The sequence below is a fragment of the Pseudomonas sp. PSE1(2024) genome (assembly GCF_050990555.1).
Classification (GTDB): domain Bacteria; phylum Pseudomonadota; class Gammaproteobacteria; order Pseudomonadales; family Pseudomonadaceae; genus Aquipseudomonas; species Aquipseudomonas aphyarum.
The window spans coordinates 628,503-640,242 of the sequence record NZ_CP158967.1; the positions used below are offsets into that span (position 1 = coordinate 628,503).

The following is an 11,740-nucleotide window of genomic DNA, read 5'->3' on the forward strand; positions in this document are numbered from 1 at the left end:
CCTTGCGGGGAGGAGGTGGGTCTGGTAGGCGTTGGGGCTCAGACTTTTACAAACCCCGGAAACGCAAAAACCCGCTTTCGCGGGTTTTTGTGAAATTCAAGATCGTGACCTTGAATTTGAATTGGTGCCCAGAAGAAGACTCGAACTTCCACGACCGTAAGGTCACCAGCACCTGAAGCTGGCGTGTCTACCAATTTCACCATCTGGGCTTCATCTTCAGCGTTGCCGCTGTTGATGTGGCGCACTATACGGAGCGCCTTTTGATCTGTAAACCCCTGATTTGATTTTAATAAATCATTTTCAGAAAAAAGGCGGGGCGCAGAATGCAAAAAACCCGCTTTCGCGGGTTTTTGTGTGAGTCTTGAAACTGATCTAGTCTCAAACTCGAAATTGGTGCCCAGGAGAAGACTCGAACTTCCACGACCGTAAGGTCACCAGCACCTGAAGCTGGCGTGTCTACCAATTTCACCACCTGGGCATCTCGTCAACGTGTGTGCGTCGTCGATGGCGCGCACTATACGGAGCGCCTTTTTAACTGTAAACCCCTGCCAGCAAAAAAAAATGATTTTTTTTACCAGCGGTGTTCAAAACGCCCTCCAGGCGTCGATACAAGGCTCCAGACGCGCCTTATATAGTCGGAAATTTCCCGTTTGATGGCGCCTATGCCAAACTAACCCGCATATAGACAAGGTGAAAACTCTCTAATGGCCGATTGGCAGTCCCTCGATCCCGAGGCCGCTCGTGAAGCGGAAAAATATGAAAACCCTATTCCCAGCCGCGAACTGATCCTTCAGCACCTTGCTGATCGGGGTTCGCCTGCTGCCCGCGAGCAACTGGTCGAAGAGTTTGGTCTGACCACAGAAGACCAGATCGAAGCCCTGCGCCGCCGCCTGCGCGCCATGGAGCGCGACGCTCAACTGATCTACACCCGCCGTGGCACGTATGCGCCGGTGGACAAGCTCGACCTGATCCTCGGTCGCATCAGTGGTCACCGCGACGGCTTCGGCTTCCTGGTGCCGGATGACGGCTCCGACGACCTGTTCATGAGTCCGGCGCAAATGCGTCTGGTGTTCGATGGCGACCGTGCCCTGGCCCGTGTGTCCGGCCTGGATCGTCGTGGTCGTCGCGAAGGCGTGATCGTCGAAGTGGTGTCCCGTGCCCACGAAAGCATCGTCGGCCGTTACTTCGAAGAAGGCGGTATCGGCTTCGTCGTTGCGGACAACCCGAAGATCCAGCAGGAAGTGCTGGTCACCCCGGGCCGCAACGCCAACGCCCAGATCGGTCAGTTCGTCGAGGTGAAAATCACCCACTGGCCGACTCCGCGTTTCCAGCCGCAAGGCGATGTGATCGAAGTCGTCGGCAACTACATGGCGCCGGGCATGGAAATCGATGTTGCCCTGCGCACCTACGACATTCCGCACGTCTGGCCTGAAGCCGTTCTGAAGGAAGCCGGCAAGCTCAAGCCGGAAGTCGAAGAGAAAGACAAAGAGAAGCGCGTCGACCTGCGCCATCTGCCGTTCGTCACCATCGACGGCGAAGATGCCCGCGACTTCGACGACGCGGTCTACTGCGAAGCCAAGCCAGGCAAGCTGCGCCTGTTCTCCGGGGGCTGGAAGTTGTACGTGGCGATTGCCGATGTTTCCAGCTACGTGAAGATCGGTTCGGCCCTGGACAACGAAGCCCAGGTGCGCGGCAACTCGGTGTACTTCCCCGAGCGCGTGGTGCCGATGCTGCCGGAGCAGCTCTCCAACGGCCTGTGCTCGCTGAACCCGCACGTCGATCGTCTGGCCATGGTTTGCGAGATGACCATCTCCAAGTCCGGCGAAATGACCGACTACTGCTTCTATGAAGCAGTGATCCATTCCCACGCCCGTCTGACCTATAACAAGGTCAGTGCGATGCTGGAAACGCCGAAGGCTACCGAAGGTCGCAAGCTGCGCGGTGAATACACCGACGTCTTGCCGCACCTCAAGCAGCTCTACGCGCTGTACAAGGTGTTGCTGGCTGCCCGTCACGTGCGCGGCGCGATCGATTTCGAAACGCAGGAAACCCGGATCATCTTCGGTTCCGAGCGCAAGATTGCCGAAATCCGTCCGACCACCCGTAACGATGCACACAAGCTGATCGAGGAATGCATGCTGGCGGCCAACGTGGCCACCGCTGAATTCCTGAAGAAGCACGAAATCCCTGCGCTGTACCGCGTCCACGACGGCCCGCCACCGGAGCGTCTGGAAAAACTGCGTGCGTTCCTCGGTGAGCTCGGCCTGTCCCTGCACAAAGGCAAGGATGGTCCGTCGCCGAAGGACTATCAGGCCCTGTTGGCCAGCATCAAGGACCGTCCGGATTTCCACCTGATCCAGACCGTGATGCTGCGCTCCCTGAGCCAGGCGGTGTACAGCGCCCAGAACGAAGGCCACTTCGGCCTGAATTACGAAGCCTATACCCACTTCACCTCGCCGATCCGTCGTTACCCGGACCTGCTCACGCACCGGGCGATCCGCAGCGTGATCCATTCGAAACAGGACACTCCGCACGTTCGTCGTGCCGGTGCGATGACCATTCCGAAGGCGCGCATTTATCCGTACGACGAAGCGGCGCTGGAGCAACTCGGCGAGCAGTGCTCGATGAGCGAGCGCCGCGCCGACGAAGCGACCCGCGACGTGGTGAACTGGCTCAAGTGCGAGTTCATGAAGGACCGCGTGGGCGAATCGTTCCCGGGCGTGATCACTGCCGTGACCGGTTTTGGTCTGTTCGTCGAACTGACCGATATCTACGTCGAAGGCCTGGTGCATGTCACCGCACTGCCGGGCGACTACTATCACTTCGACCCTGTGCACCACCGCCTGGCGGGCGAGCGCACCGGTCGCAGCTTCCGTCTTGGTGACACCGTTGAAGTGCGCGTCATGCGCGTCGATCTCGACGAGCGCAAGATCGACTTCGAGATGGCTGAAAAAACCATCAGCGCGCCGATCGGCCGCAAGAAGCGTGGCGCCGAGACAACCGCTCCAGCAGCGAAGGTTGTGGAAGAAAAGGCTCCGGCAAAAACCGCCAGCCGTCGTCCTGCCAAGGAAAAGGTCGCCGAGGCTTATCGCCCAAGCGATGCCGTGGCGAAAAACGCCGAACTGCGCAAAAGCCGTGAAATGAAGAAGGCCTTGCTGGCCGACGCCAAAAACGGTGGTAAAGCGGCGTCCGGGGGAAAGACCGGACGGTCGGCGCCTGAAAAGGCCTCCGGCGGCAAGCCAGCCAAACCGAGCAAACACCGTAAAGGCCCGCCGAAAGCGGGTTCCGCTCCAGCCAAAAGTGGCGGGGCGCGTAAACCGAAGGCGAAGTCATGAGTCAGTTGGAAAAAATCTACGGCGTTCACGCGGTAGAAGCGTTGCTGCGTCACCACCCTAAACGCGTCAAGCAGATCTGGCTGGCTGAAAGCCGCAACGATCCGCGCGTGCAGACGCTGATCGAACTGGCCAACGAAAACCGGGTCCAGATCGGTCAGGCCGAGCGCCGCGAAATGGACGCCTGGGTCGAAGGCGTGCACCAGGGCGTGGTGGCGGACGTCAGTCCGAGCCAGGTCTGGGGTGAGGCGATGCTCGACGAGCTGCTCGATCGCACCGAAGGCGCGCCGCTGTTGCTGGTGCTCGACGGCGTGACCGACCCGCACAACCTGGGCGCCTGCCTGCGTTCGGCGGATGCTGCCGGTGCGCTGGCGGTCATTGTGCCAAAAGACAAGTCGGCCACCCTGACACCTGTGGTGCGTAAAGTGGCTTGCGGCGCGGCGGAAGTGATTCCGCTGGTGGCCGTCACCAACCTTGCGCGCACCCTGGAAAAGCTCCAGCAGCGTGGTCTGTGGATCGTCGGCACGGCGGGTGAGGCCGAGGTCAGCATCTATGACCAGGATCTGACCGGCCCGACCATCCTGATCATGGGCGCCGAAGGCAAAGGCATGCGTCGCCTGACCCGTGAGCATTGCGATTACCTGGTGCACCTGCCGATGGCCGGTAGCGTCAGCAGTCTCAACGTTTCTGTTGCGACCGGCGTGTGCCTGTTCGAAGCCCAGCGCCAGCGCGGCGCCAAGGCCAAGGCGACTGTCAAAAAGGCTTAAGCCTTACGCCGATTCAAATGTGGGAGATTCTATGTTGCAGGGGAACCCTGCAACCTTAAATTGGGTTGGTATTCGCTCTGATTTTTCATGAGGGCGAATGCCACCCGGCAAAGCTTGCGGGCGAGGATGACCAAGGCCTGGGTTCTGGCCAGACCTCTTGCCAGATAGGATTCATAGAACGGTTTCCAAACAGGGGATCGACAAGCTGCCATAGCTGCATTGTGTGCAAGACGCCGTAATTCCCCGTCACCTTTTTTGCTCAAGTGGCGAGGACTGTGTTTCTTGCCTGAGTCCTTTGCCTTCAAATCCATTCCCAGAAAGGCGATGAACGCATCGGCGCTGGGGAACTCACCTCGCATATACGTAGTTGCCAAGCCCGTTGCCGTGAGTTCACCAATCCCTTCAATCGCTTTGCAGCGTCTGATGTTTTCGCTAATGCCGGCCTCTTGGCTGACTTTGCGAAGTAATTCCTGAATGGCCTGATCAAGCTGTTTGAAATGCTCCAACCCATGGGCCAAAAGATCTTCAAGGAGAGGTTCGTTTGACCAGCTCAGCATGATACTGACTCGGGCCTTCATCAGCTGCGCACGCTTGTTAAGCAGACTTTTCAACACCGTGTAGTGCCGTGGTGGTGGGCTCCAGACCCGCAGCCGGTGCTGTTCACTGGTTAGATAACGCGCCAGAAGACGTGCATCACAAGGGTCGGTTTTTGCACGCTGACCGATGCTTTCGCGGTAATGGCTCACCCGGTAAGGGTCCACGACGTAAACCCGATGCCCCATACCATGGGCCAGTTCGGCCGTGTCCAGGTGGTAGAGATTAGTGGCTTCCAGGGCGATCGAGCTTTGTGCGGGCAAGGTCTTCAGCCAACGACCTACAGACGTGCGGTCATTGTTGATGACCTGGGTAATTTCCAGATCTTCGCGATAAACAACGATTTCGGCCTTGGCCACATCGACACCAATCACCGTTGGCGAGGTAAGGATTGTCATGACGAATCCTCGGAGCTAGGGTTTAAGAGCTTGTCGGGGTCTACCGTAGCGCTGGCTTGCCTCTATCGTCGGTTTTACCGATGAATTCCTTATCGGCGCTTTAGGTAGAAAGGGCGGGACGAGAAGTCTCCCACGGTCCGTACTGGCTAGAGTCGGAATCGAGCTTTTAGTCCCGCCCACCCCTTCAAGTCTAAACATACAAGCGGGCTTGCTCGCGAAAGCGGAGTGTCAGTCGACAAAAATGTTGCCTGATGTATCCCCTTCGCGAGCAAGCTCGCTCCCACAGCGTTTTATGGCGGGGCAAAATTTTGGTGACTGTTCAAATAATCACCAATTGCCTTGCACCTCTTCAGTCCCTTCTCTACAATTGCGCCCCTTGCTGTGGCGGCAGGCATGCATGTGCCCCGCGCCAGCAAGTCCATAAGTGTCATTCACTCCTTGTCTGACCGTTTTTGAGCGGCAGGCTACAACCCGTAAGGAGCATTCATGCGTCATTACGAAATCATCTTTCTGGTCCACCCTGACCAGAGCGAGCAAGTCGGCGGCATGGTTGAGCGTTACACCAAGCTGATCGAAGAAGACGGCGGCAAAATCCACCGTCTGGAAGACTGGGGCCGTCGTCAACTGGCCTACGCAATCAACAATGTTCACAAGGCTCACTACGTGATGCTGAACGTTGAGTGCACCGGCAAGGCCCTGGCCGAGCTGGAAGACAACTTCCGCTACAACGATGCAGTGATCCGTAACCTGGTCATCCGTCGCGACGAAGCCGTTACCGGCCAGTCCGAGATGCTCAAGGCTGAAGAAAACCGCAGTGAGCGCCGTGAGCGTCGCGAACGTCCTGAGCACGATGGCAGCGCCGATGGCGATGACAGCGATAGCGACAGCGACAACAGCGATAACGCTGACGAGTAATCCACGGACCTTTTAAGGAGCCTATCAAATGGCACGTTTCTTCCGTCGTCGTAAATTCTGCCGCTTCACCGCTGAAGACGTGAAGGAGATCGATTACAAAGATCTCAACACTCTGAAAGCCTACGTATCCGAGACCGGCAAAATCGTTCCAAGCCGCATCACCGGTACCAAAGCTCGTTATCAGCGTCAGCTGGCCACCGCTATCAAGCGCGCCCGCTTCCTGGCCCTGCTGGCCTACACCGACAGCCACGGCCGCTGAGACCGGGCAGTCGACAAGTAGCAAAGGATTGAATGCATGCGTGCCTTAGCTGAGTTCATCATGCGCGGCCGTATGCAGGCCACTCTCGTAGTGGCCGGGTTTGCAACATTGCCGTTGTTGTATTGGTTGGGTGCCGCCGCCGGGAGCCTGGTGCTTCTGCGGCGCGGATTGACCGACGCCCTGGGCGTCGTGTCGCTGGGACTGCTGCCGGCATTGATCTGGTGGTTGTATGCCGATGACCCACGGGCACTTCTCGTGCTGCTGGGTTCTTCGGGGCTTGCGCTGGTGTTGCGCGCAAGCGAGTCCTGGGTCCGTACGCTGCTGGTCAGCGTAGCCATGGGGCTGGTGTTTTCAGTGGTGCTCGGGGCGGCGTTTGCGCCCCAGATCGAGATGCTGGCGCAGGCCTTGGTAAAGGTCATGCCCGCGCTTCTCGGTGATGCCTACCAACAATTGTCGGTAGACGAGCAGGCGCATTTCGCGTCGCTGATCGCACCGGTCCTGACCGGCCTGATTGCGGCTTTGTTGCAGATCGTCAGCGTGCTGAGCCTGATTGTCGGGCGTTACTGGCAGGCGTTGTTGTACAACCCGGGTGGTTTTGGTCGCGAGTTTCGCGCCATCCGGATCCCGCTGGGGCCGGCGATGTTACTGCTGGCGTTGATGCTTCTGGGCCCGAATCTCGGTGCACAGATGGCCATGTTGACGCCGTTGTGCAGTGTACCGCTGGTGTTCGCCGGGCTGGCCCTGATTCACGGGCTGGTGGCGCAAAGGCGACTGGCCGGTTTCTGGCTGGTGGGGTTGTACGTGACGCTGTTGCTGTTCATGCAGCTGATCTATCCGTTGCTCGTGGTTCTGGCCATTGTCGACAGCCTGATTGATTTTCGCGGTCGGGTGTCGAAAGACACCGATAACGCGAACGGTGAAGGTTAAAAGTTAAGAGGATTTCCACATGCAACTGATCCTTCTGGAAAAAATCGCCAACCTGGGCAACCTGGGCGACAAAGTAAACGTTAAGGCCGGTTACGGCCGTAACTACCTGCTGCCTTTCGGCAAAGCCACCGCTGCGACCGCTGCCAACCTGGCTGCGTTCGAAGAGCGTCGCGCTGAGCTGGAAAAAGCCGCCGCAGACCGTAAAGCATCGGCTGAAAGCCGTGCTGCCCAACTGGCCGAGCTGGAAGTGACCATCACTGCCACCGCTGGCGACGAAGGCAAGCTGTTCGGTTCGATCGGTACTCACGACATCGCTGACGCACTGACCGCCTCCGGCGTTGACGTTGCGAAAAGCGAAGTTCGTCTGCCGAACGGCACCATCCGCAACGTGGGTGAATTCGACGTGGCTGTGCACCTGCACGCCGAAGTTGAAGCCACCGTACGCGTTGTCGTGGTAGCAGCTTAAGCAACACCCTGATCGACTGGCGGCTTGTCCGTCAGACGGTTAACATCGGGCACGATCCTGTTTACAGGTCGTGCCCTTTGTCTTTCTGCACTCCCTGCTTTTCCTGATTAAAAAGTGGCCATGAACGAAATCTCCGCTCCCGAGCAATACGATCTGCAAACCGCCGCGCTGAAGGTGCCGCCGCATTCCATCGAGGCCGAACAGGCCGTGCTCGGTGGTCTGATGCTGGACAACAACGCCTGGGAACGCGTGCTCGATCAAGTCTCCGACGGCGATTTCTACCGACATGACCACCGTCTGATTTTCCGTGCGATCGCCAAACTGGCCGATCAGAACATGCCGATCGACGTCGTGACCCTTGCCGAGCAACTGGACAAGGAAGGTCAGACCTCGCAGGTCGGCGGCCTCGGTTACCTTGGCGAGCTGGCGAAGAACACGCCGTCTGTCGCCAACATCAAAGCCTATGCGCAGATCGTCCGCCAGCGTGCGACGTTGCGTCAGTTGATCGGTATCAGCACTGAAATTGCCGACAGCGCCTTCAACCCCGAAGGTCGCACCGCCGAGGAAATCCTCGACGAAGCCGAGCGGCAGATCTTCGCGATTGCCGAGGCCCGGCCAAAAACCGGCGGCCCGGTGGGCGTGAATGACCTGTTGACCAAGGCCATCGACCGCATCGACACCCTGTTCAACACCGCCGACTCGATCACCGGCCTGTCCACCGGCTACACCGACCTCGACGAGAAGACCAGCGGCCTGCAACCGGCCGACCTGATCATCGTCGCCGGCCGTCCGTCGATGGGTAAGACCACCTTTGCGATGAACCTGGTGGAAAACGCCGTGTTGCGCAGCGACAAGGTGGTGCTGGTGTACTCCCTCGAGATGCCAGGTGAATCGCTGATCATGCGTATGCTGTCGTCCCTCGGTCGTATCGACCAGACCAAGGTGCGTTCCGGCCAGCTGGAAGACGACGACTGGCCGCGCCTGACCTCGGCGGTCAACTTGCTCAACGACCGCAAGCTGTTCATTGATGACACCGCCGGCATCAGCCCGTCGGAAATGCGCGCCCGGACCCGGCGTCTGGTGCGCGAGCACGGCGACATCGGCCTGATCATGATCGACTACCTGCAGCTGATGCAGATCCCGGGTTCCAGCGGTGACAACCGGACCAACGAGATTTCCGAGATCTCCCGATCCCTGAAAGCCCTGGCCAAGGAATTCAACTGCCCGGTAGTCGCCCTGTCGCAGCTCAACCGCTCCCTGGAACAACGTCCCAACAAGCGTCCGGTGAACTCCGACTTGCGGGAATCCGGAGCGATCGAGCAGGACGCCGACGTGATCATGTTCGTGTACCGGGACGAGGTGTATCACCCGGAAACCGAACACAAGGGCATCGCCGAGATCATCATCGGCAAGCAGCGGAACGGCCCGATCGGCTTCATCCGCCTGGCCTTCATCGGCAAGTACACCCGCTTCGAAAACCTCGCGCCGGGCAGCTATAACTTCGACGACGACGAGTAAGTCTGTCGTCGTCTGAAAGCCCCTGATATTTCCGACCACAGCCGTCGGAATTGGTCATTTTTTGTGCTATATTCCGCGCCCGCGATTTTGCACCTCAACACCGGTCATCGACATGCAAGCAGCCAAGCCGTTATTTGACTATCCAAAATACTGGGCCGAATGTTTCGGGCCGGCGCCATTCCTGCCGATGAGCAGGGAGGAGATGGATCAGCTTGGCTGGGATTCCTGCGACATCATCATTGTTACGGGAGATGCCTACGTCGATCACCCGTCGTTCGGCATGGCGATCATCGGCCGGCTGCTTGAGTCGCAAGGCTTCCGCGTCGGGATCATCGCGCAGCCGAACTGGCAGTCCAAAGACGACTTCATGAAGCTTGGCGAGCCGAACCTGTTCTTCGGCGTCGCGGCCGGCAACATGGACTCGATGATCAACCGCTACACCGCGGACAAGAAAATCCGTTCCGACGACGCCTACACCCCGGGTGGCATGGCCGGCAAACGTCCGGACCGCGCGAGCCTGGTTTACAGCCAGCGCTGCAAGGAAGCCTACAAGCACGTGCCGATCGTGCTCGGCGGCATCGAAGCCTCCCTGCGCCGCATCGCCCACTACGACTACTGGCAGGATCGCGTGCGCAACTCGATCCTGATCGACGCCAGCGCCGACATCCTGCTGTACGGCAACGCCGAGCGGGCGATTGTCGAAGTCGCCCAGCGTCTGTCCTACGGTCACAAGATCGAAGACATCACCGATGTGCGCGGCACCGCGTTCATCCGTCGCGACACGCCGGCGGGCTGGTACGAAGTCGACTCCACGCGCATCGACCGTCCGGGCAAGATCGACAAGATCATCAACCCGTACGTCAACACCCAGGACACTCAGGCTTGCGCGATCGAGCAGGAGAAGGGCCCGATTGACGATCCGGAAGAAGCCAAGGTCGTGCAGATCCTGGCCAGCCCGAAAATGACCCGCGACAAGACCGTGATTCGCCTGCCGTCGATGGAAAAGGTGCGTAACGACCCGGTTCTGTACGCCCACGCCAACCGCGTGCTGCACCTGGAAACCAACCCGGGCAACGCCCGTGCGCTGGTGCAGAAGCATGGCGAGATCGACGTCTGGTTCAACCCGCCGCCGATTCCGATGACCACTGAAGAAATGGACTACGTGTTCGGCATGCCTTACGCACGTGTTCCGCACCCTGCGTACGGCAAGGAAAAGATCCCGGCCTACGACATGATCCGTTTCTCGGTGAACATCATGCGTGGCTGCTTCGGTGGCTGCACCTTCTGCTCGATCACCGAGCACGAAGGCCGGATCATCCAGAACCGTTCCGAAGAGTCGATCATTCGCGAAATCGAAGAGATCCGCGACAAGGTGCCGGGTTTCACCGGCGTCATTTCCGACCTCGGCGGCCCGACCGCGAACATGTACCGCATCGCCTGCAAGAGCCCGGAAATCGAATCCGCGTGCCGCAAGCCATCGTGCGTGTTCCCGGGCATCTGCCCGAACCTGAACACCGACCACTCGTCGCTGATTCAGCTGTATCGCAGCGCCCGTGCCTTGCCGGGTGTGAAGAAGATTTTGATCGCCTCCGGCCTGCGTTACGACCTCGCGGTCGAGTCGCCGGAGTACGTCAAGGAACTGGTGACCCATCACGTCGGTGGTTACCTGAAGATCGCCCCGGAACACACCGAGGAAGGTCCGCTCAACCAGATGATGAAGCCGGGGATCGGCACCTACGATCGCTTCAAGCGCATGTTCGAGAAGTACACCAAGGAAGCCGGGAAAGAGCAGTACCTGATTCCGTACTTCATCGCCGCGCACCCGGGCACCACCGATGAAGACATGATGAACCTGGCCCTGTGGCTCAAGGGCAACGGCTTCCGTGCCGACCAGGTGCAGGCGTTCTATCCGTCGCCGATGGCCACCGCCACCGCGATGTACCACTCCGGCAAGAACCCGCTGCGCAAGGTCACCTACAAGAGCGACGGCGTGACCATCGTCAAGAGCGAGGAGCAGCGTCGTCTGCACAAGGCGTTCTTGCGTTATCACGACCCGAAAGGCTGGCCGATGCTGCGTGAAGCGCTGACCCGCATGGGCCGCGCCGACCTGATCGGGCCGGGCAAGAACCAGTTGATCCCGCTGCACCAGCCGGCCACCGACAGCTACCAGAGTGCCCGTCGCAAGAACTCGACACCGGCTGGCAGCCACAAGGTCGCGAAAGAGAAGACCACCAAGATCCTCACCCAGCACACCGGTCTGCCTCCACGCGCCAGCGACGGCGGCAATCCTTGGGACAAGCGTGAACAGGCCAAGGCCGCGGCATTCGCCCGCAACCAGCAGGCCGCCAAGGAGCGCAAGGAAGCCGCGAAAGGCAAAGGGCCGAAACCGGCACGCAAGCCGGTCGTACCGCGCTAAAACGCACTTGAGCTGAACAGAACGCCAACCTTCGGGTTGGCGTTTTGCTGATCGTTCCCACGCTCTGCGTGGGAATGCCTCTAGGGACGCTCCGCGTCCAGTGACGCAGAGCGTCACGGGCTGCATTCCCACGCAGGAGCGTGGGAAC

The 11,740-nt window shown here is 59.4% G+C and carries 9 protein-coding genes and 2 tRNA genes; 8 read left to right on the forward strand and 3 right to left on the reverse strand.

Annotated features, from left to right (window positions below):
* Positions 1-122: 122 nt before the first annotated feature.
* Positions 123-209: transfer RNA gene (locus ABTV87_RS02715), tRNA-Leu, on the reverse strand.
* Between the two features lie 182 nt (positions 210-391).
* A tRNA-Leu gene (locus tag ABTV87_RS02720) sits at positions 392-478 on the reverse strand.
* Positions 479-704: 226 nt separating this feature from the next.
* On the opposite strand from ABTV87_RS02720, the gene rnr reads away from it, so the two are divergent.
* The gene (rnr, locus tag ABTV87_RS02725; RefSeq protein WP_221535375.1) at positions 705-3,335 is read left to right on the forward strand and encodes a ribonuclease R; all 2,631 of its coding nucleotides are present in this window, start codon (positions 705-707) and stop codon (positions 3,333-3,335) included.
* Positions 3,332-4,099: a 23S rRNA (guanosine(2251)-2'-O)-methyltransferase RlmB gene (gene rlmB, locus ABTV87_RS02730; RefSeq protein WP_085608504.1), complete on the forward strand. Its 768-nt coding sequence runs from the start codon at positions 3,332-3,334 to the stop codon at positions 4,097-4,099. The genes rnr and rlmB overlap by 4 nt, the downstream gene beginning before the upstream one ends.
* A gap of 29 nt (positions 4,100-4,128) precedes the next feature.
* Here the strand turns inward: rlmB and ABTV87_RS02735 are convergent, their stop codons facing one another.
* Positions 4,129-5,091, reverse strand: a complete 963-nt coding sequence (locus tag ABTV87_RS02735) for an IS110 family transposase (RefSeq protein ID WP_433897948.1) — start codon at positions 5,089-5,091, stop codon at positions 4,129-4,131.
* A 486-nt stretch (positions 5,092-5,577) separates the two neighbouring features.
* Here ABTV87_RS02735 and rpsF point away from each other — a divergent pair, with 486 nt between their 5' ends.
* The 6 genes from rpsF to ABTV87_RS02765 all read left to right on the forward strand — a co-directional run bounded on the left by rpsF (position 5,578) and on the right by ABTV87_RS02765 (position 11,592).
* Positions 5,578-6,006 carry a 30S ribosomal protein S6 gene (gene rpsF, locus ABTV87_RS02740; RefSeq protein WP_007950702.1) on the forward strand — a complete coding sequence of 143 codons (429 nt, stop codon included), beginning with the start codon at positions 5,578-5,580 and terminating at the stop codon, positions 6,004-6,006.
* A gap of 28 nt (positions 6,007-6,034) precedes the next feature.
* Entirely contained in the window at positions 6,035-6,265 is a 231-nt protein-coding gene (gene rpsR, locus ABTV87_RS02745) for a 30S ribosomal protein S18 (protein ID WP_002551829.1), read from the forward strand.
* A 36-nt stretch (positions 6,266-6,301) separates the two neighbouring features.
* Positions 6,302-7,192: a hypothetical protein gene (locus ABTV87_RS02750; protein WP_221535376.1), complete on the forward strand. Its 891-nt coding sequence runs from the start codon at positions 6,302-6,304 to the stop codon at positions 7,190-7,192.
* A 19-nt stretch (positions 7,193-7,211) separates the two neighbouring features.
* Entirely contained in the window at positions 7,212-7,658 is a 447-nt protein-coding gene (gene rplI / locus ABTV87_RS02755) for a 50S ribosomal protein L9 (RefSeq protein WP_433898947.1), read from the forward strand.
* Positions 7,659-7,778: 120 nt separating this feature from the next.
* Positions 7,779-9,176 (forward strand): replicative DNA helicase, encoded by a 1,398-nt coding sequence (gene dnaB / locus ABTV87_RS02760; protein WP_007950700.1) that lies wholly within the window; start codon positions 7,779-7,781, stop codon positions 9,174-9,176.
* Between the two features lie 112 nt (positions 9,177-9,288).
* Positions 9,289-11,592 carry a YgiQ family radical SAM protein gene (locus tag ABTV87_RS02765; RefSeq protein WP_085608506.1) on the forward strand — a complete coding sequence of 768 codons (2,304 nt, stop codon included), beginning with the start codon at positions 9,289-9,291 and terminating at the stop codon, positions 11,590-11,592.
* Positions 11,593-11,740: the final 148 nt, after the last annotated feature.